Below are 23,380 nucleotides of genomic sequence, written 5' to 3' on the forward strand. Positions count from 1 at the left end.
TTGATGAAGAGAGAGCTCTCTTGCATTTTGCCTTTGAGCCCTTGATCATTAACGAAGTTAAATATTAATTAGATTTCAGGGGCTGACTAAAAGAGTCAGGATCATCATAATCATTTAATTAATGTGGCTAATTATTTGGGTCAGAACGGTTACACTATCAAGACAACTCATAAGCATCAGAACAGTAAATTGATTGACAGAAACTAATAAAGATCAGTTCGGTTAATCATTGAGACTAACTAATTAGTATCAGTTCAATTAAATGATTTAGATCAACGAATAAAGATCAGGATGGCTGCGGCAGTTGCAGCGAATATAGCAATCAGCATATCTTCTCGGCTAAATCGCAGACGCAGGCCTTGGGTTGGCTTTGCAGCCGGGTGTCCGATGCCCCGTGCTTCCAGCGCATCTGCCATTTGCTCTGCCATACGAAGTAAAGAACGAATATAGGGTACCATTGCAGGAAGCAGCATTCGGAATGGAAGTGATCCGGATGCTGTTGTTGCTTTCCCCCGTGCATGAGCGATCTTAACATATCGCTCCCACTCATCTGCAAGGAGCGGAATGAAGCGGAAGATTAAGGTGACCGTTAACGCAACTTGTGTGACTGGAACTTTAAATCGATTCAACCAGCCAAACGTCTGCTCCAAGCTTCGCTGCACACGAAGAGGTGTTACGAGAGCCATAAGCGGCATGCCAAGCATCATGACGAGCAGAAGCCCGCTGAAGCGCTGTATGTTTTGCATCGCCGGTGCCCAGTCAAAAGAGACCGGATTAAGATGCAGTCCCGCAATAATGGCAATAATTGCGATCATGATGATGTAGGCCCGGATGGCCTTCATCCAGGGCCTTATTTGTTCCCGCAGCGGGATTAGCGCTGCTGCGGATAAGGCTGCGGCGACAGCGAGCCCTGTCCAGCTATGCTGGAGCAGGATCGTTGTCGCAAGCAGCAGATACGCGGCGATTAGCGCCCGCGGATCGAAGCGCGAAGCGAGCCGGTTAGGCTGCGCGAGCGTGGTGGTTGTAGTGGGAGCCGCCGAGATCTGCGGCGGCTCTGTTGTTGCCGTGCAGGCGGCTGCGGTTTGCGCAGCAGCAGCCTGCACGGGTGTAGCGGCGCACTGCGCCGCCAATAGCGCCGCGAGCTCGCGCGGCGCCGGCCACGGCGCGCCGCTTGGCTCCGCCGGCGGCGCAAACCCTGCCGCGCGCAGCTGCGCAAGCGCGCGCTGTGCCTGCGGCGCTGCGGCCTCGTGGGCGTGTGTCGCCGCCCACGAGGCCGCGGGAGCCGCTTCGCGGACAGAGCCGCCGTCAATAACGGCGACTTCGTCCGCGAGCGGCAGCAGCGCGTCTAGGTCGTGCGTTGCCACGACCGCTCCGCGCCCCGCCGCCCTGTGCGCATCAAGCATCGCGCACAGGCGGCGGATGCCGTCGGCGTCTAACCCCGCCGTCGGCTCATCGAGCAGCAGCCATTGCGGTTCGCATGCCAATAAACATGCGATCGCAAGCCTTCGCTGCTGTCCTCCGCTTAGCGTCCAAGGATCCCGTTCAAACAATTCCAGTGGCAGCCCCGCCTGCTCCATTGCACTGACAATCCTTTTCTCCCTCTCCTCCGCTGTGATTCCATATGGTTTAAGAGAGTAGTCAAACTCTTCCCTAACGGTTGAAGCGAACCATTGTGATTCCGATTGCTGCAGCGCAATTCCGGTATTCATCACGATAGACTTGTTTAACCGGGGTTTTCTACCTGCGCTTGTCCACAACGATTCATTGCCTTGTTCGATACCCCCACTATGCAGGCGTCTTAATCCTGCTAATGTCTCCAATAAGGTTGATTTGCCTGAGCCGTTATGGCCAACAAGTAAAGTAATGGCACCTGAACGGAAAGTAAGATTAATCCCGCTCAGCAATTCCTTTTCCCGTTCACTTTGTGCAACAACCGTTGCCTGATTTAACTTCCAATCCCCTACCATCTTTGTTGCACCGCCTTCGCTAACGTCTCAGGTGTCATAGGCAGCGGTTCAAGCGGCAACCCTAGCTTCTCTAACTCCCATGCGGTTTGTATCACATATGGAGCCGTGAAGCCCATACTCTCACAGATGCTATGGCCATCCTCATCCCTCGCGAAGAAACTCTCTGCTTTATGATCAAAACGCACTTCCCCTTGCTCGAGTGCCAATACACGGTCACCTGCTGTAAGCTCTTCAAGCTTCTGAGTGATCCAGATGACGGTAACTCCTCGTTTATTCAACTCCCGCACCTTCTCCATGACTTGAATACAGGCTTCGGGATCCAGCATCGCTGTTACTTCATCAAGGATTAACATAGGCGATTGCACGGCTAGGCAGCCTGCTATTGCCGTCAGCTGCTTTTGCCCGCCGGATAAGGTCTCAACGCGTTGATGCATTCGAATATGCATACCAACTAGACGCAGCGCGTCTTCCGCAAACTCTGGAATCTTAGAACCTTCTACTCCATGCTGCTCAAGCATCATGACGACATCTTCCCATGGCGTCGAACCAATCATTGAAGCATCGGGCTGCTGCAGAACAATTGGAACCTGCCCCGTTACAAAACGAACCGGATCCCGCTCAACCCTTCCCTCTATATGCATCGCACCAAATCCCGCGATTACCCTTGCCAGTGTACTTTTCCCGCTTCCGTTGCGGCCAATAAAGGTGATCCATTCCCCTCCAGCCATCGACACATCAATTTGGTGAAGCAAGTATGGCTGAGCATTTAATTGTTCTCCATATGTAAGAGGCTTTACTGACACATTGGACAGCTTCACCAAATTTTTTACCAAAAACATTCATCTAACCTCTTCCCCAAATGATAAAGCTGTGCTAAAATCCGATTTGTTAACCTAATTCAAATATAAATGGTTAACATTAAAAACGCAATAACTAAAGGAGTCGATCCATTATGCGCACAAGTAGTTCTATTCGAAGCACCGTATTTATCGCCCTATTCGCAGCCCTTTTCATTGTTATGAGCGCCATTCAGATTAAAGTTGGTTCTTACGTGCCTATTACTCTCCAGACGCTCGCCGTTACATTGGCCGGTGCCATTCTAGGTCCGCGTAAGAGCTTTATCTCCATTGTGATCGTCATTGCCCTAGCGGCAACAGGCCTGCCACTTTTTGGTGGCAAAGGGGGACTTGAGACTTTAACAGGGCATACAGGCGGATTTATTTTTGCCTTCCCATTCTGTGCTCTATTGATTGGCTTTGCTACTCAAGCACTCTTCCGGACTGAATTCATCATGCGTAACCGCATTTTCTCCATTATTGCTTTATTTATTGTTTTTGAATTGCTAGGTTCGTTCCTAACTTATGTACCTGGAGTACCTTGGCTGATGCATGTTACGGGTCTAGACTTCGGCAAAGCAATGACCGCCGCCTGTTATCCATACCTGCCAGGCGACGCGATCAAATCCTTTGTAGCGGTTATTATTGTACTATCTCTTAAACCATATATTCAACGAATTCAGTCGTCAATCCAATCGACAAAAGGTAACAAGTCGATCCATACAACTGCTTAAAATAATAAAGAACCATCCTTTGACGACGGATGGTTCTTTTAATTAATATATATTTAACCCCATTAAGGAGCGAAAGATTGCCTCACAACTCCTTTTCCATCCCCTGCTTCAATCTCTGCCAAAGCTCCATTTATAAACGTCATTTGAGGAGGAACATGACCACAATCGATATCATAAACAATCGGAATCTCAAATTCTCCCGCAAGCTCCTGATACATATCCTCCAACGTATAGTTACCGACTGGCCGATTAACCGCACTTCTGCCAAACAAAATACCTGCACAATGGTCAAACCAGCCAGCCAGCTTCATTTGCACAAGTGATCTCCGTATATCTACTGTATTGAGCTCACAATTTTCCAGATACCACACAATAGGTTCTTGCGAGATCACATGATGTTGAAAATGCCGGACATCGCCGTAAGGAGTCCCAATTAAATGTCTGATAACATCGATACAACCACCTAGTAAGCGGCCTTGAAATTTCACAGCCTCGTTCGAAACAACTTTCCAAGAGGTTGGCTCATTCAAATGAAAAACACATGGAGAGGGATCGTCATGGTTCCATTCTTTTTGATAATAGGGAGATGATTGCTGAACGACAGATTCCCCGATGTTCGTAGTTAAAACGTTTTCCCACAACCCTGTCGTCTGATCGGACCATTCTCCTCGCTGATCAATGAGATTTGCCCCATGTGCCGTGGCGATTCCTGTCTTTAATGTAACGGCCAGCAATAATACACTTATATCAGAATAGCCCATTATCCACTTGCTCTTGATCTGCTCCCAATCGATAAACTCCAACACTTCGATCAGCAGCTCACCACCCCATGGTGGAAAAATCATTCCGATCGCATCATCCATCATCATCTGATTGAATTCCGCAGCCCTTACTTTCGCAGTAGCTGACTTTGCTTTATGCTCCGTCCACACGGTCTAACCGCAAATCACGCTGTATCCATTGGCCTCCATACGGCTGCAGGCTGATCTCAACATATCATGCAGGTCTGCACTTACTCCTGAGGAAGGCGCCGTAACCCCTATTGTCGCCCCTTTGTGAAGCAGCGGATATTGAATCATACAAATCCCCCTTTTTAGCCTTATCTATAACAACCCGAACGTTCTGCCAAATAATCTTCTAAGGCATCCTGATGCTGCTGAACAAAGAGCGTTGGGACAGCAGTAATTGGAAAATAAGCCAGCTCCAGCGTTTCATCTCCGTCAACATTTAGTTCTCCTTCAATAGGCATACATTTGAAAAAGAGCGCAATTGTCTGAGCTTTATCTCCGTTCGGATATTCATCAAAATATTTAGTGTACACACCGATAAGGTGCTCCACCTCCACTGTTAACCCTGTTTCCTCTAAAACCTCACGAACTGCCGTTTCTGCTGCAGATTCTCCAAGCTCCATTGCACCTCCTGGAAACCCCCAGGCATTGCGGTCGCCTCTCCTCTGCAGCAGAATTTCATGGTTATCATTGCAAATAATCGCCCCTGCAAAATTGAGAAAGATTAACTCATGTCCTGCTTTCTCACGAATAAATCGAATATAGTTCGGACTGTTAGACATAGATTCATCCCTCTGAATTTATAATGATTAAAAAATACGACATCCGTTTCAAATATCCCTTCATATAACAAAACAAAAAAGGGCTGTCCCAAAAGTCATCAAAATGACGATGGGATAACCCCTCTTTTATAGGTTAAACAGCATCTGCCTCATACGAATTGTTCTTCCGATCGAAATCCACTCTTTGTGAGAATAGAACTACCACCAACCATTCTAGTAAAAAAATTAGGCTGGATCTTTAAGTTTAGCTATTGCGTTGTGAGGGGCTAATGTGAGGAGTAAGACAGCCTCTCCCCACTCAATTCCTTACAGCGACAATCGATAAATCGCCGCCACATCTTCTTTCTTCAGCTTGCGGAAGTTGCCGCGTGTACCGCTGCCTGTTGTTTTCTCCGCCATTTCCTCGAGTCTGCTGTCGTCAATATCATAATCCGCGAGGCGCGAAGGAGCGCCGATCGAATTCCAGAACTCACGGAGCTTCGCGATTCCCTCGCGAGCAACTTCGAGATCGTCACGGCCTGCTGCTTCAACTCCGAATACATTTACCGCGAATTGCTTAAAGCGTCCTACATTATCTTCAACCACGTAGTTCATCCAGTTCGGGAACAGGATGGCTAGACCACCGCCGTGCGGAATATCGTATACAGCGGAGACGGCATGCTCCATATCATGGTTCGCCCAATCGCCGATTACACCCATCGACAGCGTACCGTTCAGTGCCATTGTGCCGCAATACAGAATCGTCTCACGCAGCTTCACATTCGTCAGATCATTCACAAGGCCTGGAGCCGTAGCAATAACCGTACGCAGGATCGTCTCACAGAAACCGTCCTGAACTGGCGTATTGGCATCGTGATGGAAATATTGCTCGATCACATGTGCCATCATGTCGACCATACCATAGACCGTATGATCCTTTGGAGCACTTGCCGTAAACGCAGGATCAAGAATCGAGAAGGTCGGGTAAGCAAGAACGTTGCCCCAGCCATGCTTCTCGAGCGTTTCTTCATTCGTAATAACAGAACCGGAATTCATCTCTGAACCGGTTGCTGCAAGTGTAAGGACCGTACCAAGCGGAAGAGCCGCTTCCGGCTTCGCTTTCCGGCTGACGACATCCCAGAAGTTCCCCTCATATTTCGCAGCAATAATAATTGCTTTCGCACAGTCAATCGTACTGCCGCCACCAACTGCTAGTACCCAATCAATGGACTCTGAACGACATAGGTCAGCACCGCGGTGTACCGTCGATAGACGCGGGTTAGGCTCAACTCCGCTCAGCTCAGTAACTGAACAGCCTGCTTCATTCAGCTTCGCAAGAACTTGCTCATATAGTCCGTTACGCTTAATGCTGCCACCACCGTAGACAAGCAGTACACGTTTACCAAGGCTAGCTGCTTCGATAGGAAGCTGTTTCAATTGCCCTTCACCAAAGTGCAGGCGGGTAGGGTTATAGTATGTAAATGGATTCATGGTTTATCTCTCTCCTTTAAGGAACATGATTTTTATTGGGTGAAAAAGAAAGAGAAGCGTTCTTCATAAAAAAGAACCGCCTCTCCATTTATTTTAGTCACATTCTTCAGGCGCTTCAACTTGAGCGTCTTCTACATTGATTTTCTCTGATACGGTATCACGAACGATTGAGATAACAAGCTGCAGCAAATAGTTAATGTCGGATTGGCTTTGCTGGAACTCCGATACGATTGGAATGCCGTCCAGTTCATCCTGCAGCGTTTCCATTTCGCCTTCGATTTTTTTCACCATTTGCTCATTCTTGAAAGTTGTTTCAAAGGCTACCACTTCTTTTTGCTTCTTCTTGATCATTGTGATAAGCGATTGAACGCGGTCATTGCCTTGAATTTGCTTCTCAGCACGGCGATATTGCTGTACTTCCTCGGAAGTAAAGATCAGGCCAGCAAGCTCCTTCGCTTTTTCCATAATATCATCACGTACGAGAAGGTCACGTGTATCAAATTTCGGCACATCACACGTATGGCCATGCTCATGATCATGATGGTGGTGAGTATTAACTGCAGTCTGCTGTTCGGACATCTATCATCTCTCCCATTATTTGAGTCACATCTTAAGATACATTGCTGGCGGAATTCGCCAAAGGTTCTGCTTTAATATACCATGTTTTTGCTTCTGTTACACGAACATGTACAAATTGTCCAATCCATTCCTTTGGACCTTCTAAGTGAACGAGCTTATTTGTTCGAGTCCGGCCCGCCAAAATATGCGAATTGTTCTTACTCTCGCCTTCGACAAGCACCTCAACAATCTCGCCTTCCATTCGCTCATGGCTCTTGCGGCCAAGCTCTGCCATCAGCTCATTGAGCCTCTTCAGACGCTTCTTCTTCACTTCCGCAGGGACATTGTCTTCCATACCTGCTGCAGGTGTTCCCTCACGAGGAGAATAGATGAACGTATAGGCAAAGTCGAATCCAACCTTCTGAACTAACGACATCGTCTCCTCAAACTGCTCATCAGTCTCACCAGGGAAACCAACGATAATATCGGTTGAAAGAGAAACATTCGGAATCGCCCGTTTAATCTTGGCAACTAGCTCCATATAGAGTTCGCTGGAATATTTGCGACTCATTCGTTTGAGTACTTCCGTGCTGCCGGATTGGACCGGCAGATGAATATGCTCAACCAAATTGCCTCCCTCAGCCAGCACATCAATTAGATGATCATCGAAATCCCGCGGATGGCTGGTCGTAAAACGAACCCTAGGAATATCTATTTTTGAAATATCAAACATCAAATCGCCAAATCGGTAAGTGATATCTTCAAAATCCTTGCCGTAGGCGTTTACATTTTGTCCAAGCAGAGTAATCTCTTTAAACCCTTGGCGAGCGAGCTCACGAACCTCGGCAATCACATCCTCAGGACGACGACTGCGCTCCTTGCCCCTTGTATAGGGTACAATGCAGTATGTACAGAATTTATCGCAGCCGTACATGATGTTGACCCATGCACGCATGCCATCCCGCTTCTTGGGCATATTTTCGATGATGTCGCCTTCTTTGGACCATACCTCAACGACCATCTCTTTGCTGAAATAAGCGTTTTGTAACAAATGCGGTAACCGATGAATGTTATGAGTACCAAAAATCATATCGACAAAAGCATGCTTTTGCAGGATTTTGCCTACTACCGACTCTTCCTGTGACATGCATCCGCAAACACCTAGCAGTAAACCTGGCTTTTGCAGCTTTAACGTCTTCAGATGACCAAGCTCACCAAATACTTTATCTTCGGCATTCTCCCGAATAGCGCATGTATTAAGCAGGATCACATCCGCCTGCTGGCGGTCTTCCGTGGCTGTATAGCCCATTTCTTCGAACATGCCCTTCATCACTTCTGTGTCATGCTCGTTCATTTGGCAGCCGTATGTTTGTATTAAGTAAAATTTCCCCTTACCGAGTGACTGAAGCTCCTCAGGAATGATGAAATCATAATGAACTTCAATGTCTTCTTTGCCGCGTTTCTTTTCTTCTTTGTAATCAGGCGTGGAGTTAATTTGAACGTTCCGGCCTTTAATCCGATAGGTCGTTACCCCGTCTTCCTCACTTAGTACCTTAGCATCCGAGAAGTCAAAGTATTTGGAATAGTCTTTAACCTTGTCGGCTTGAGCTTTACCCTTAGACATGGTTGTTCACTTCCCTCTACATGAAATATCCCTAATACAAAATTATAGCATAACTGCCACATTGATATCTATTAATCCGTGGCCGACAAAAGAGGCTGACAACGGTGTATGACCGCTTGTCAGCCTCTCTATCTACTCATCGACCTAATCGATGATTTCTGCTGTGTCGCCGTTCTTGATGCCTGCAGCGTTCGCCTCGTCGGTATCAATATGCATATCCAGTGCAAAGTCTGGAGATACACGAGCGATTACATGCTCGAATACAACGCCACGCTCGCCTTGGAAGCGAACTTTCAGCTGTTGTTTATCGGCAATTCCCCACTTGTCGGCATCAGAGGTATGGAAATGAATATGACGAGCAGCAACGATTACGCCCTCTTCAATTGTCACTTCACCAGCTGGTCCTTTAAGGGTAATGCCGGCCGAGCCTGCAGTATTGCCAGATTCCCGTACAGGCGGGTTTACACCAAGCGAGAACGCATCTGTACGCGATACTTCCAGTTGTGTAGACGAACGTACAGGACCTAGAATTCTTACTTTCGGGAAAGTACCTTTTGGTCCGATGACTGCAACCGTCTCATTAGCAGCATATTGACCAGGCTGCGACAACGGTTTAGCAACCGTCAGTTCGCTGCCTTCTCCAAATAATATAGCGACATGCTCCGCAGATAAATGAATATGTCTTGCCGATACGCCCACGGGCACTAATTTTTGTTCCATTGATTCTACTCCTTTGTAATCCTATCAAAATTAAAAAGCATACGGCTTTTTGTGAAAAAAGGCCGTATGCCCATCATACACTTATTTAAATTCTGCTACAAGCTTCGCGAAGTGCTCTTCGGACAGCGAAAGATCTTGTTTAGCCAGCGCTTCCGGGCGGAAGCCGGTAATCATATCCTCATACGACTTACGCACCGTATTCTGATAGATCAGACCCGTCAGCATGCCGTTTGTTTCCATGATTTTATTCATCGCGGTTACACGGTTCGTAGGATCGTAATCCGGGAATTGCTCCAGGTTAACGATATTTTCTTTGAACCAGTCGTATGTGTTGATTTTGTTAAACGTTACACATGGGCTGAATACATTGATCAGCGAGAAGCCTTCATGCTTAATACCTGCTTCGATCAAGGCAGTCAACTGTTTCAGATCACTGGAGAACGATTGGGCTACAAAGGTAGCGCCTGCTGATAAGGCAATCTCAAGCGGCGACAATGTCGACTCGATCGAGCCTTCAGGCGTCGATTTGGTCTTGAAGCCTTCAGCGCTTCGTGGAGACGTTTGCCCCTTCGTCAGACCATAGATTTGGTTATCCATTACGATATACGTAATGTTCAAGTTACGACGAATTGCATGCACGGTGTGACCCATACCAATTGCGAATCCGTCGCCATCACCGCCAGATGCGATAACTGTCAGCTCGCGGTTGGCAAGCTTAACACCTTGTGCGATCGGAAGCGCACGGCCATGAATACCGTGAAGGCCATATGCATTAATGTAACCGGAAATTCGGCCGGAACAGCCGATACCCGAAATGACAGCAAGCTCTTCCGGCTCCAGGCCTACATTAGCTGCCGCACGTTGAATAGCTGCTTGGATGGAGAAGTCTCCGCAACCCGGGCACCAGTTCGGCTTCACATTATTTCTAAACTCTTTAAACGTTGCCATAATTAGTCCAACTCCTTGCACGCTTTATAAACTTCAGATGGCAGGAACGGATTGCCGTCATATTTCAGCAGGTTGCGGATTTTTTCAGCAAAACCTGCATTCATTTTGATCTGGCCAGCGAGCTGTGCCGTCGCATTGTTCTCGATAACAACAACTTTTTTCGCCTGTTGCAAGTGAGGAAGCAATTGCTCTGTTGGGAACGGATGAATCTGACGGATCGTAATGTGGTTCGTTGTAATACCATCGTTTGCCAGCCATTCGCGGGCTTGATCGATCGTGCCGCCTGTTGAGCCCATGCCGATAATGAGAAGATCCGGTGTCTCGTTAGGAGTATCAACACGAAGACCTTCACGAATGAAGAGATCATCCAGCTTATGCAGACGTTTATCCATCATTTTCAGACGGTTAGTGGCACTCTCCGAAGGACGTCCTGTCTCGTCATGTTCCACGCCAGTAACATGGTGAATACCATTTTTGGCACCAGGCAGTATACGAGGCGATACGCCGTCTTCTGTGAACTCATAACGCTTGAACAGCTGATGCTGCTCAAGCTCAGGCCCTTCTTCTACCAGCTTGCCGCGGTTGATCTGGATCGAATTAAAGTCAAACGGCTCACAGGATTGTTTGCCGAGCGACAGCTGAAGATCCGTCATCACGATAACTGGAACTTGATACTGCTCAGCTAAGTTAAAGGCTTCGATCATATCATAGAAGCAGTCCTCGATCGATGCCGGTGCGATAACGATCTTTGGAATCTCGCCATGCGTTCCGTATACCATCGCGTTCAAGTCGGATTGCTCCTGCTTTGTTGGCAAGCCTGTGGAAGGACCACCGCGCTGCGTATCCACAATGACAAGTGGAGTCTCCGTCATACCTGCAAGGCCAATTGCCTCCATCATCAGCGACAGACCAGGTCCGGCAGATGCCGTCATCGTACGGACACCGGCATAGTTAGCGCCAATTGCCATCGTAACAGCTGCGATTTCGTCTTCCGTTTGAACAACTGTACCGCCAAGTGCAGGAAGCTTCTTAATAAGATATTCCATAATCTCAGATGCGGGAGTAATGGGATACGCTGACATGAGTCGGCAGCCTGCTGCAATACAACCAAGGCCAATTGCTTCGTTGCCAATCATAAACAGCTTTTGCTGGCCATCTGCATCACCCAGCTTAAACTCGTCAAGCGGTCCACCCGCTTGCTCTAGAACGAACTCCGCACCAAGCTTAACCGCTTCGATATTTTTCTCCACGATTGCTGCGCCTTTACGTCCGAACTCTTCTTCTACTGCTTTATTGAATACTTCAAGCGGCAGCCCAAGCAGTGCCCAGGATGCGCCGGAAGCAACCATGTTCTTCATTAGGGAAGTACCAAGCTCTTCTGCCATCTTCGTAATTGGTACTGCGAAGAGTCTAGCATCGATTCCTTCAGGTACAACCGGATTAAACTTCGCATCTGCCACGATTACGCCGCCGGTGCGAAGCTCTTTTGCATTCAAATCTATACTTTCTTGGTCGAACGCCACGAGGATGTCCAGATCATCGGAGATCGCCCGAATTGGGTATGTGCTGATTCGAATCTTATTATTCGTATGTCCGCCCTTAATTCGCGACGAGAAATGACGATATCCATATAGATAATACCCAAGCCGGTTAAGCGCCGTGGAAAAGATACGGTCCGTACTTTCGACGCCTTCCCCTTGTTGCCCTCCGATCTTCCAAGACAATTGACTAATCAAAACGCCCATCTCCTCTTTTTGATGGCTTAAGCCGCGTACATTACTAAGGCAATATCCAACAATAATTTATATTATGAATAAACAGTCACAACAAGTGTAAAGGTGTGGTTTGAAAATTGCAAGATGTAAACGCTTAATGATCACATAATCATTTTCGATTGAATTTATAGCGGATTAAGATCGGACAAAGCGGTTCATTACACCGGCAAATGGGCAGCTAAAAATGAAAGCGCATTACCCGATAAAAACTGCTTAGTCTGCTGTTCCGAGTACCTTTTCAGCAGAGCCTCCCGAAGCCTGTACACCTCACCAGGATGAGTTAAACCACTTACATATTTATCGATTCCGTCAAAGTCTGATCCAAGCATAAGATGCTGCTCACCGCCAAGCTCACATATGTGTTCGATATGTCTTAGCACATGATCGATTGTGACCTGCTCCCCTTCGGCTACGAACCAAGGTACATATGTCACACCGATTAAGCCCTGCAGAGCGAGAATAGCTTTTATTTGTTCATCCGTCAGATTACGGGGATGGTTAAGAAGCGCTTTTGCGTTTGAATGAGAAGCTATAATCGTCCTTGAGGCTAAATCCGCTACATCCCAAAACGCCCGCTCAGATAAATGCGATACATCCACCAGTATACCCAGATTATCGCATTCTTGGACGAATGCTCTCCCCTTCGCCGTCAGACCCCCTCCACGAGGCTCCATAACGCCGTCTGCGGCCCAGTTTGCATAATTCCAGGTTAGTCCTGCCGCTCGCACGCCAAGGCGTTGTAGAAGCCTTAGAATGGGGATGCTGCCCTGCAGACCGTCTACTCCTTCAAGGGACAGCAAGGCACCTATCTTTCCTGCAGCGAGACTCTCTCTTAAATCAGCTTGATTGCGAATAAGCATCATGTCCGGACAAGTAAGCACCTGTTCATAGAAATGATCGATACTTTCTAGAATAGGTTCAATAGAGCCATTAAGCTTTTCCGGTATGTAGACGGCAAACGTCTGAAGAACAGCACCTGATTCCTTTAATCGCTTATACGTCACATCAAGAGCATTAGATTCACTATCTCGAAAAGAAAGCCTCGGATCGACCAGCAGTTTGCTTAATACATCACAATGAAAATCCGCCACCGTAAAGGTCATTTCGCACCGCCTTTTGCAACCAAGATAAATAACTCGATTAACTCCAACAAAGCAAAAAACCTGTCTACTACGTAAACAGGTTCAAATACCCGGTCTAATTCAGCCCCGCACTTGACGTTTGGTTATTCGAATTACCTAGGTTCTACAATTAGCTTTATCGCTGTACGATCTTCTCCATCAATCACAATGTCAGTAAATGCCGGCACACAGATTAAATCCACCCCGCTCGGAGCTACGAATCCGCGAGCAATCGCTACAGCCTTGATCGCTTGATTTAGTGCACCCGCCCCGATGGCTTGCAATTCAGCGGCGCCGCGCTCACGCAAAACTCCGGCTAGCGCACCTGCAACGGAATTTGGATTGGACTTTGCTGAAACTTTTAATACTTCCATGAAAAAGGACCTCCTCGGGAATGATGGATGGATTCCACTATTTAGATAGTATTCGAGAGAGGTTAAAAAATTCCTGCTATTATCCTAATAACTTTCAACACAATTCAGAATTGACTAAACTTTTCGAATATTCATATAGCTACTGCATGAGCAGCCATTCATCTTCCGTCAACCGGATTTTCTGAATTTTCGTAGCTTCACCAGTCGCATCATCAATGTGAACCGATACCGCATGCAAATGCCAATCCCCTTCGTCCACGACGAATCGAGTAGGCAGCTGCGTCAAAAATTTATGAAGGACAGCATTACGATCCATACCGAGCACACCGTCACGAGGACCAGACATACCCACATCTGTAAGATAGGCTGTTCCGCCCGGCAGAATGCGGTCATCATTCGTCTGTACATGGGTATGGGTACCAACTACAATCGAAGCATGCCCAGCCAAATGCCAACCCATAGCAATCTTCTCAGAGGTAGCTTCTGCATGGAAATCAACCAAAATATTGTTGGTCTTCTCTTTCGCGAGTGTAACTAGATCTTCTGCCTTCCGGAATGGGCAGTCAATTGGCGGCAGGAATGTCCGGCCTTGCAGATTAATAATAGCTAACTGTTTGCCGTTTGCTTTGATTAGTGCATAACCTTGGCCAGGAGTCCCTTCCGGGAAGTTAGCCGGACGCACGATACGTGGCTCTTCATCTATCCATTCAAAGATATCCTTATTGTCCCAGGTATGATTGCCCATCGTAATACCATGAACGCCCCATTCAAAAAACTCACGGGCAATGGTCTGTGTAATGCCACGGCCTGCTGCAGCATTCTCACCGTTCACGATAATAATATGCGGATTATATTTACTTTTAAGTGCCGGAAGCACCTGCTTCAGGGCTTTACGGCCTACACTACCTACGATATCACCAATAAATAATACGTTCACTCTGCCACTCCTTTATTATGCAAAAAAAGTGGCTGACAAGCAGCCACTTTTCGTTCTTGCTATTTGCTTGTGTTACTTCGCATATTCAACTGCACGGGTCTCACGAATAACCGTAACTTTAATATGTCCCGGATAATCGAGTTCACTCTCGATTTTCTTCGTAATGTCGCGTGCAAGTCGGAATGCTTCCGTATCGTCAATCTTCTCAGGCTGAACCATAACACGGACTTCGCGTCCTGCTTGGATTGCGAAAGACTTCTCAACGCCGTCGAACGACTCCGAAATGTCTTCCAGCTTCTCCAGACGTTTAATGTACGTTTCAAGCGTTTCACGACGTGCGCCAGGACGTGCGGCAGATAAGGCGTCCGCTGCTCCTACTAACATCGCGATTACAGAAGTTGCTTCTACGTCTCCATGGTGGGAAGCGATACTGTTGATAACAACAGGATGCTCTTTGTACTTCTTCGCCAGTTCTACGCCGATCTCAACATGTGAGCCCTCAACCTCGTGGTCAAGTGCCTTGCCGATATCGTGCAGGAGGCCTGCGCGCTTAGCCAGAGTAATATCTTCGCCAAGCTCTGCAGCCATAAGGCCTGTCAAGTAAGCAACTTCCATCGAGTGCTTCAGCACGTTCTGACCGTAGCTTGTCCGATACTTCAGACGTCCTAGAATTTTAATCAAGTCAGGATGCAAACCGTGAACCCCAACCTCGAAAGTAGCTTGCTCACCGTATTCACGGATCCGCTCATCCACTTCCTTACGGGACTTCTCGACCATCTCTTCAATGCGAGCCGGATGTATACGACCATCTGCAACAAGCTTCTCAAGTGAAGTCCGAGCAATTTCACGTCTAATCGGGTCAAAGCCTGACAGAATGACCGCTTCCGGTGTATCGTCGATAATTAGATCGATACCAGTCAATGTTTCGAGTGCACGGATATTACGGCCCTCACGTCCAATTATGCGGCCTTTCATTTCTTCGTTAGGCAGCGTTACGACTGATACAGTCGTCTCTGCTACGTGATCCGCCGCACAACGTTGAATAGCGAGTGAAATAATGTCCCGCGCCTTACGATCGGCTTCTTCTTTAGCCTGCTGCTCGATCTCTTTGATCATCTGTGCTGTTTCGTGACGTACTTCCTGTTCCACATTCGACAAAATAATCGATTTCGCATCCTCCATAGTCAAGCTGGAGATACGCTCCAATTCACTAAGCTGCTGCTTGTAAATGGAATCAATTTGTTCTTGTGTGTCATCGATCCGTTTCTCTTTGTTGGCAACTAACTCTTCTTTGCGCTCGAGTGCTTCTATCTTTTTATCCAGCGACTCCTCTTTCTGGAGCAAACGTCTTTCTTGACGTAAAGACTCATTACGCCGCTCTCGGATGTCTTTTTCAGCCTCCGTACGGAGTTTGTGGATATCATCTTTTGCTTCGAGCACCGTTTCTTTCTTCTGAGCTTCTGCTTCCTTCTTCGCATTTTCTACGATGACAACAGCAGCTTGCTCAGCGCTGGAAATTTTGGCCTCGGCAATCGACTTGCGAATAAAATAACCAATCCCAAAGAAAATAACGCCAACAACGAGACAGATCAACACCGTCCAAATAGGGTCCATTTGTTCACCTCCTCGTTGCATTCACCAAGGCAATGCTTGGGATGATATTAGGTTTTTAGCCGGTTTCCATACCGATTCATTCTCAAAACTTATTGACGAAAATAATCGTTTCAAATCAACTTTTGGAAGGAAAATTGATCTGATATAAAAGGAATACAATTTTATTTTATCTTTTGGCAAAATCAATTGTCAAGCAAAAGCCCATCATCGTCATCTACCTGTTCCATTTCCGCTTCATCTATTGCTGCTTTTGCTGCCTCTTTGACGACATCCGAAGGAAACCCTCTTCGCATTAAAAAGGAGAGGAGTTTTTGACGTTTCTCTCTATTTTCTCCTTTAAGAGAGCGCCATTTCTTCTTTGCGGCATGAATCGCTGACGCAAGTTCATCATCCCGGTCGATGGCTTTCAGTGCTTCTGACGCAGCTTGATTTGTTACTCCTCGCTGCTGCAGCTCCTGCTTTATCCAACGGCTGCCCTTTTGACTATAACGGATACGCTGCTTGGCAAATTGCCGCGCATACTCTTCATCATCAACAATATGCTCCGATTCTAAACGTTCAAGCGCATAAGCAATTGGCTCCGGCTCGAACGTCTTGCGCATCAAATATTGCTCAATTTCTTTGCGAGTCCTTGCTTTGAACCCCAAATAGTAAATAGCGAGCGCATAAGCCCTGTAACGATCATCTTCTTCCGTTATCTCTGTAATTTCATCCGTGGTGAGCGACGTGCCCTTAAATAATCGGTGTTTAATTAATAAATCCTCGTGCACCGAGAATAAAGGCTCTTCCATGCCATTCGTAAAGATATTGTAACGCTTTCGTTCCTTGCGGTCCTGCTCGACCGCTGAAATCTCGATAACCATTCAGGACTCACTCCGTTCGTTATGGCGAAAAAGAAGCAACGCCGCCCTCAATGGGACGGCGTTGCTCCTAAGCTATTAACTTAACTTCCGCAGTATGGATTCATAGCTGCGAAAGTTGAATTATTAATCATCAAGTTCCGACTCATCGAAATCGTCGTCATCATCTTTCGAGAAGTCAGCTGGCTCTGCCGTAGCAGACAAGTTGCTTTGTTCACGGATTTGCTTCTCGATTACTGCAGCAATCTGCGGATGGTCCTTCAAGAACTGCTTCGCATTCTCGCGGCCTTGTCCTAAGCGATCACCGTTGTAGGAGAACCATGCTCCACTCTTCTGAACGATGTCCATCTCTGTACCAATATCGACAAGGCTTCCTTCTCTCGAAATGCCCTCACCGTACATAATATCGACCTCAGCCTGCTTAAATGGCGGAGCAACTTTATTCTTAACGACTTTAATACGTGTACGGTTACCGACCATGTCGTTGCCTTGTTTAATTGTTTCAATACGGCGTACATCAAGACGAACGGAAGAATAGAACTTGAGTGCGCGTCCGCCTGGCGTTGTCTCCGGGTTACCAAACATGACGCCGACTTTCTCACGCAATTGGTTGATGAAGATTGCAATTGTCTTCGACTTGCTGATTGCGCCGCCCAATTTACGAAGTGCTTGCGACATCAGACGTGCTTGCAGACCAACGTGGGAATCACCCATGTCGCCTTCGATCTCTGCTTTTGGTACAAGAGCCGCAACGGAGTCGATAACGATAATATCAACCGCGCCGCTGCGTACGAGAGCTTCTGCAATTTCAAGAGCTTGCTCGCCTGTATCTGGTTGAGACAACAGCAACTCATCGATGTTAACGCCAAGCTTATTGGCGTACGATGGATCGAGCGCATGCTCGGCATCAATAAACGCTGCTTGTCCGCCAATACGTTGTACTTCCGCAATCGCGTGAAGGGCAACTGTTGTTTTACCGGAAGATTCCGGTCCATAAACCTCGATAATACGACCTCTCGGCAAACCGCCAATTCCAAGTGCAATATCTAAAGCAAGGGAACCGCTCGGCACGGTTTCAACTTGCATATGTGTGGATTCTCCTAATTTCATGATGGAACCTTTACCAAATTGTTTCTCAATTTGACGTAAAGCCATCTCTAAAGCAGCACGACGATCCGACAAGCCACTCACATCCTTCATTCATTTATAATTGTATGATACCTTGTTTCTAGTCAAAAGCCAAGCTTTTTTTCGAACATACATTCGTCTTTTTATTTCCACGTCCTTTCATTCCTAGGGTGAAACGGTTTTCCCCATCTTAAGTAGCTTTTAAAAATAGACATAAAAAAACCGCAGCAAAGTAATCTTCGCCACGGTTCTTCCGTATACTGACAATTATAACGGAATTGGTACAATCAGGCAAGCTTTTTCACGTTAATCCGACAAATTACTGTTCGCTTAGTTTAAGCCATAATTGATATAACGCAGCTTTAACTGCTCGAATCCGGATAATCGCTCGAGTTCCTGAGAAGTGGCCGGTAAAGACCGCCGTCGGCTTGCCCCGCTCTGCAACGGCATAGTAGACAAGCCCTACAGGATGGCCTTCTGCTTGTGCCGGACCAGCAACACCCGTTAAGGATACACCAAAATCCGAATCACCAATCTGGCGCACTCGCTCAGCCATCATCGCAGCAGTGGACTCACTGATCGCACCTGGTGCTCCATCACCCTCCAGTTGGGCCATTGGAATGCCAAGCAGCTTATGCTTCATTTCGTTTGTATAGGTTACGACACCGCCTGAATATTCGCCGCTGCTGCCAGGAATGCCGGTAATTAGCTCCGCTAGCAGCCCTCCGCTTATACTCTCCGCTGTCGACAGCTTTCTTCTGGAAGCCCTAAGCATCTGTACAACCTGTTCTTCTAATGTGATCTCTTCTCTTGCATATAAGTGTTGACCTACACGCTGCATGATGTCCGCGGTGGTTTTATCGAGTTTCGCCGTTGCATCTGCTTCATTAGCCGCTTTCGTTGACACACGGATCGCTACTTCCCCCTCCTTCGCATAAGGAGCAATAGTAGGATCAGATTGTGCTTCGATAAGATCAATAAGCTTCGCTTCAAGCGTAGATTCGCCAATACCTGCAAACATAAGAACCCGTGAATACAGCGGCTCTTCCGTACTGAGGATAGATCGCAGCCACTCTGCACCCGGGCCTTCAATCATCGGCTTCATTTCGCGCGGCGGACCAGGAAGCAGCAAATAATGTGTCCCCTCTTCAGAAAGCCCATTCCCAACGGCGAGTCCCGCTTCATTATCGATTGGTGCGCAGCCATCAATCATCAACGCTTGCCGCCTATTGCTCTCCACCATATGAATGCCTCGGGAGCTGAACATTTGCTCGATCTTATCCATGGATGGCTGGTGGATAGACAGCCCCCGATTCAAATATGCTGCGAGCACATCCTTCGTCAAGTCATCCTGTGTAGGACCAAGACCACCAGTAAAGACGAGCAAATCTGCACGTTCACGCGCAATCTCAATTGCTTCACGAATGCGGGCGGGATTATCGCCAACTACCGTTTGGAAGTAAACATCAATGCCAAACGAAGCAAGCTTTCTTGACAAGTACTGTGCGTTTGTATTTACTATCTGACCAAGCAGCAGCTCCGTACCAACTGCAATAATTTCCGCTTTCATTCGATTTCCCCCTTGATTTTTAGCATTAGGAAGCAAAAGCACCTCTCCTCTTCAGGAAAGATGCTTTATCATTACTTATGTTTATTGCACAGGAATCAAATGTTTATTCTTGAAGAAATAATCAAAACCGGAATACACCGTAATCAGAACGGCCAGCCAGCTAATGATCTCGTCAAACGGAAAATCGATAAACGAGAACGGGAAGTTGTTGAGCAAGAGCGAAATAATCATCGTAATTTGAACAGCTGTCTTCCATTTGCCCCAAGTGCTCGCAGCCATAACACTGCCATCAAGCAAAGCAATCTGACGCAAACCTGTTACAGCAAATTCACGGCTGATAATCACGATCGCCATCCACGCCGCAAGCTTGTCCATTTGCACAAGTGAGATCAGGACAGCCGCAACAAGCAGTTTGTCTGCAAGCGGATCAAGCAGTTTCCCAAGATTCGTAACGATCTTGTTCTTACGTGCGATGTAGCCATCGAGCCCATCAGTACTTGCCGCTATGATAAAAATAATAGCAGCTATGATCTGATTGTATGTAATGGAGTAATCGTCGCCAAACTCAAGCGGCTTAATATCAATGTTGACGAGCAGAAATACCATAATGATTGGCACTAAAATAATTCTGGCCAGCGTTATCCTATTCGCCAGGTTCATTTGTTCACACCCCCGGTCAAATCCGAATTGCGTTTAGCCCTGTTCCTGCAATGATGCATGATTGCTTGTACTGTCATTTGTATGTCCCCCGGATCGTTTCCAAAAGCTATCAACTAGTATAATACATGCCATTTCCTGTGTCAAAACACGAAAGCATCATCGTTCGAAAGCCCTTCAACCGCCGCGTGGAGCGTCAGCGAAGGGCCGGATTAAGGCGTATTAACGGTAGTTCGTGAACTGCAGCTCGATTTTCAAATCCGCACCGCGAAGCAAAGCCATAACAGCCTGCAAATCATCACGGCTTTTTCCGGTTACACGGATCTGGTCGCCCTGAATTTGGCTCTTCACCTTCAGCTTGGAATCACGAATAAGAATATTGATTTTTTTGGAATCATCCTGCTCAATACCTTGCTTGAGCTTAATCTTTTGACGAACGGTATGCGCAGAAGCCGATTCGACCTTACCATACTCCAGGTTTTTAATCGGAACTCCGCGCTTAGCCATCTTCGACTTCAGAATATCAAGAACACTCTCCAGCTTGAAATCATCATCGGAAACAATGATAAGTTCTTCCTTCTCAAGCTTGATGCTGCTCTTGCTTCCTTTAAAGTCAAAACGCGTCTCGATCTCGCGTTCCGCTTGTGTAATGGCATTGTTTAATTCTTGCATATCCATCTTCGATACAATATCAAATGAACTTTCTGAACTCATCTTTAAACAACTCTCCCTTTGTTCTATTCCGTTCCTTGTTGGTTATCTGTGTCTGCTGTATCCCCAGGTGTTGATGTATTATCAGGACTTTGGCTTTGTGTTCCCTCTGTCCCTTCAGCACCCTCAGCAGGGTTTAGCTGGATTTTCTTCGAGCCGGCACGGTCGCCATCATTAATGGCTACGCCGTCAACTGTGATGGCACTGAGGTCTGCACGACCCACGTTAATGTAGAGCGGCTGATCAAGATCATAAGTAAATGCCGATCCATCAGGTGCTGTTTCCGCGATAACCTTTTCACCATCTTTACTGCCCTTACGCACTTCTGTCCAGCTTGGGCCGCCTGAGATTTTGATCTCCACTTTATGCAGCACACCTGCCGGAGCGACGTCATAATGATCCACCTTACCGATCTTAGACGAGAATGTTAGCGTAGTTGGGTCTTGACTTGGTGTTGGCGTAGGTGTCGAAGTTGGAGTTCCAGTACTTGTACCGCCATTCGACGTGTCCGGCGATTGAGTCTCAGCAGGCGGTGATGCCTGATCCGTAATATTGGTATCATCCATTTCTTTTGTATCACTGGATTTGTTATTAACGAAATAAACCCATACAACAACGACGATCAAGATCAAGAACGACCACATCATCACGTTGAAGCTGAGCTTGCTAATCCGTTCCGATGAGCGTGTTTGAACCCGCTTTGGCTGTCTGGCTGGTACCGCTTCAACAATCTGATCGGTCACCGAGGCAGGAACCTCATGCTGATAGAGACGCAGCACTTCATCTGCATCCAGGCCAACAGCTTCACAATAGTTTTTAACAAAAGCACGTAAATAGAAGGTTCCAGGCAGCACGCTGTGATCGCCGCTTTCGATTGCTTCCAGATAGCGTTTGCGTATTTTCGTCGTTTCCTGAACATCCTCAAGCGTTAATCCGCGTTCTTCCCTTGCTTGACGCAGTAACGCTCCTAAATCTGACATGGTGTCTACTCCTCTCTGCTAGAATTCATTATCAGAATAATTTGCTGTGAATGATTCATATGTAATTTCTTCGTCTGGTGTATTACGAAGCTCAATAATCATATCAAAATGGCTGTAGTCATATTGCGATTCCTTAATAAAAATGTCCGGATGCTCAATCACTTTCGTAGACGGCATCGCCATGATCTCCTGCAGCAGTGAGTAATGCTTCTCATTTGAGCGGATTGTGCTGACAATACCGTCAATGATAAAGATATTGTTATCCGTCATCTCATCTTCGGAGAGTTGACTTCTTACGGTTTGTCTGAGCAGCGTTGACGATACAAAGGTCCACCGCTTATTGGAGCAAACACTGCCCGCAATAATCGATTCCGTCTTACCTACACGAGGCATACCGCGAAGCCCAATCACCTGATTGCCATCCCGTTTGAATACTTCACCAAGGAAATCAACCAAGAGACCAAGCTCATCCCTTGTAAAACGGAACGTTTTACGATCATCGGAATCCCTTTCGATATAACGTCCATGACGAACAGCCAATATATCAACAATTGTTGGCGTACGAAGCTTGTTGACTGTAATATTATCGACCTTCTGAAGCATTTTGCCAAGCAGCACGATCTTCTCTTCGTCGTCAGTCTGAAGCAGCATCCCCCGTGTACGATCCTCTACACCGTTAATGGTCATAATATTTACTTCAAGCATCCCAAGCAATGATGCGATATCACCGAGCAGGCCCGGCCTATTCTTATGTATTTTATACTCCATATAATATTGCTGCTTTGATCCCATCTCACACCGTCCCTTGTTGTCACCAATCCCAATCGATTGAATCGCTTATAAAAATTTATTCTACAATTTTCGCCACATTCCTGCAACCTATACATAGACATTGCAGAAAAGCCTCCAATTTGGGAGGCTTTTCTGCAAGATGCCATCAATTAGGTTGTTTCGACCAATTTAACCATCAAACCAGCTACGGTTTTGCGTTCGTTCTCATCGCCCGCATCCCAAAGCTGCTTCAGCACGCGTTGCTGTTCATTCTTAGGATCGACCTTTTCATCAAGGAAGGATCCGATTTCATACGCCAAATTTTTAATGGTGTCTTCCGACATCCCGTTAGTTTTGGCTTGAGCTACGCGATCCGACAAAAACTCTTTCCAATTGTCGAAGTTAGAAAGGACGTTGGACATTTAGGTTCGCCTCCTGGAATAAGAACAATTTGA

22 protein-coding genes and 1 pseudogene are annotated in these 23,380 nt (G+C 46.9%); 1 reads left to right on the forward strand and 22 read right to left on the reverse strand.

The window, feature by feature from the left end; all coding sequences use genetic code 11:
* Positions 1-272: 272 nt before the first annotated feature.
* Positions 273-1,967: an ATP-binding cassette domain-containing protein gene (locus AC0YNT_RS21620; protein ID WP_475806498.1), complete on the reverse strand. Its 1,695-nt coding sequence runs from the start codon at positions 1,965-1,967 to the stop codon at positions 273-275.
* Entirely contained in the window at positions 1,961-2,806 is an 846-nt protein-coding gene (locus AC0YNT_RS21625) for an ATP-binding cassette domain-containing protein (protein WP_475806499.1), read from the reverse strand. Before AC0YNT_RS21625 ends, AC0YNT_RS21620 begins: the two co-directional genes overlap by 7 nt.
* Before the next feature lie 113 nt (positions 2,807-2,919).
* On the opposite strand from AC0YNT_RS21625, the gene AC0YNT_RS21630 reads away from it, so the two are divergent.
* Positions 2,920-3,537, forward strand: coding sequence for a biotin transporter BioY (locus AC0YNT_RS21630; protein ID WP_475806500.1), 618 nt, complete (start codon positions 2,920-2,922; stop codon positions 3,535-3,537).
* Positions 3,538-3,599: 62 nt separating this feature from the next.
* Here AC0YNT_RS21630 and AC0YNT_RS21635 read toward each other — a convergent pair.
* The 20 genes and pseudogenes from AC0YNT_RS21635 to AC0YNT_RS21730 all read right to left on the reverse strand — a co-directional run bounded on the left by AC0YNT_RS21635 (position 3,600) and on the right by AC0YNT_RS21730 (position 23,347).
* Positions 3,600-4,616 (reverse strand): annotated as a pseudogene (locus AC0YNT_RS21635) (S66 family peptidase).
* Positions 4,617-4,636: 20 nt separating this feature from the next.
* Positions 4,637-5,107 (reverse strand): NUDIX hydrolase, encoded by a 471-nt coding sequence (locus AC0YNT_RS21640; RefSeq protein ID WP_475806501.1) that lies wholly within the window; start codon positions 5,105-5,107, stop codon positions 4,637-4,639.
* Positions 5,108-5,413: 306 nt separating this feature from the next.
* Positions 5,414-6,577 (reverse strand): iron-containing alcohol dehydrogenase, encoded by a 1,164-nt coding sequence (locus AC0YNT_RS21645; RefSeq protein WP_475806502.1) that lies wholly within the window; start codon positions 6,575-6,577, stop codon positions 5,414-5,416.
* Between the two features lie 93 nt (positions 6,578-6,670).
* Positions 6,671-7,156 carry a YlbF/YmcA family competence regulator gene (locus tag AC0YNT_RS21650; RefSeq protein WP_167280676.1) on the reverse strand — a complete coding sequence of 162 codons (486 nt, stop codon included), beginning with the start codon at positions 7,154-7,156 and terminating at the stop codon, positions 6,671-6,673.
* A 31-nt stretch (positions 7,157-7,187) separates the two neighbouring features.
* Positions 7,188-8,759, reverse strand: coding sequence for a tRNA (N6-isopentenyl adenosine(37)-C2)-methylthiotransferase MiaB (miaB, locus tag AC0YNT_RS21655; RefSeq protein ID WP_475806503.1), 1,572 nt, complete (start codon positions 8,757-8,759; stop codon positions 7,188-7,190).
* 144 nt (positions 8,760-8,903) lie between these two features.
* Positions 8,904-9,479, reverse strand: a complete 576-nt coding sequence (gene pduL / locus AC0YNT_RS21660) for a phosphate propanoyltransferase (RefSeq protein ID WP_475806504.1) — start codon at positions 9,477-9,479, stop codon at positions 8,904-8,906.
* Positions 9,480-9,560: 81 nt separating this feature from the next.
* A complete protein-coding gene (locus AC0YNT_RS21665) occupies positions 9,561-10,427 on the reverse strand; it encodes a 2-oxoacid:ferredoxin oxidoreductase subunit beta (RefSeq protein WP_441889028.1) in 867 nt (288 codons plus the stop codon).
* 2 nt (positions 10,428-10,429) lie between these two features.
* Complete coding sequence (locus tag AC0YNT_RS21670; protein WP_475806505.1) at positions 10,430-12,163, reverse strand: 2-oxoacid:acceptor oxidoreductase subunit alpha; 1,734 nt, start codon at positions 12,161-12,163, stop codon at positions 10,430-10,432.
* Between the two features lie 197 nt (positions 12,164-12,360).
* On the reverse strand, positions 12,361-13,305 hold the full coding sequence (locus AC0YNT_RS21675) for a dipeptidase (protein WP_475806506.1): 945 nt from the start codon (positions 13,303-13,305) through the stop codon (positions 12,361-12,363).
* A 131-nt stretch (positions 13,306-13,436) separates the two neighbouring features.
* Positions 13,437-13,697, reverse strand: a complete 261-nt coding sequence (locus tag AC0YNT_RS21680; RefSeq protein ID WP_005550495.1) for a stage V sporulation protein S — start codon at positions 13,695-13,697, stop codon at positions 13,437-13,439.
* A gap of 139 nt (positions 13,698-13,836) precedes the next feature.
* A complete protein-coding gene (locus AC0YNT_RS21685; protein WP_167280682.1) occupies positions 13,837-14,634 on the reverse strand; it encodes a TIGR00282 family metallophosphoesterase in 798 nt (265 codons plus the stop codon).
* A 72-nt stretch (positions 14,635-14,706) separates the two neighbouring features.
* Positions 14,707-16,248, reverse strand: coding sequence for a ribonuclease Y (rny, locus tag AC0YNT_RS21690; RefSeq protein WP_167280683.1), 1,542 nt, complete (start codon positions 16,246-16,248; stop codon positions 14,707-14,709).
* Positions 16,249-16,430: 182 nt separating this feature from the next.
* Positions 16,431-17,111 carry a regulatory protein RecX gene (locus AC0YNT_RS21695; protein WP_475806507.1) on the reverse strand — a complete coding sequence of 227 codons (681 nt, stop codon included), beginning with the start codon at positions 17,109-17,111 and terminating at the stop codon, positions 16,431-16,433.
* A gap of 123 nt (positions 17,112-17,234) precedes the next feature.
* A complete protein-coding gene (gene recA / locus AC0YNT_RS21700) occupies positions 17,235-18,290 on the reverse strand; it encodes a recombinase RecA (RefSeq protein ID WP_167280685.1) in 1,056 nt (351 codons plus the stop codon).
* Positions 18,291-18,555: 265 nt separating this feature from the next.
* The gene (locus tag AC0YNT_RS21705; protein WP_475806508.1) at positions 18,556-19,806 is read right to left on the reverse strand and encodes a competence/damage-inducible protein A; all 1,251 of its coding nucleotides are present in this window, start codon (positions 19,804-19,806) and stop codon (positions 18,556-18,558) included.
* Positions 19,807-19,887: 81 nt separating this feature from the next.
* Entirely contained in the window at positions 19,888-20,466 is a 579-nt protein-coding gene (gene pgsA, locus AC0YNT_RS21710) for a CDP-diacylglycerol--glycerol-3-phosphate 3-phosphatidyltransferase (RefSeq protein WP_167280687.1), read from the reverse strand.
* 219 nt (positions 20,467-20,685) lie between these two features.
* Positions 20,686-21,177 carry a YajQ family cyclic di-GMP-binding protein gene (locus tag AC0YNT_RS21715; protein WP_167280688.1) on the reverse strand — a complete coding sequence of 164 codons (492 nt, stop codon included), beginning with the start codon at positions 21,175-21,177 and terminating at the stop codon, positions 20,686-20,688.
* Between the two features lie 23 nt (positions 21,178-21,200).
* Complete coding sequence (locus AC0YNT_RS21720; protein ID WP_475806509.1) at positions 21,201-22,154, reverse strand: RodZ domain-containing protein; 954 nt, start codon at positions 22,152-22,154, stop codon at positions 21,201-21,203.
* Positions 22,155-22,172: 18 nt separating this feature from the next.
* Complete coding sequence (locus AC0YNT_RS21725) at positions 22,173-22,946, reverse strand: DUF3388 domain-containing protein (RefSeq protein ID WP_167280690.1); 774 nt, start codon at positions 22,944-22,946, stop codon at positions 22,173-22,175.
* A 149-nt stretch (positions 22,947-23,095) separates the two neighbouring features.
* Positions 23,096-23,347: a DUF3243 domain-containing protein gene (locus AC0YNT_RS21730; RefSeq protein WP_167280691.1), complete on the reverse strand. Its 252-nt coding sequence runs from the start codon at positions 23,345-23,347 to the stop codon at positions 23,096-23,098.
* Between the last annotated feature and the right edge of the window lie 33 nt (positions 23,348-23,380).

This window comes from Paenibacillus sp. J22R56, from assembly GCF_056269375.1.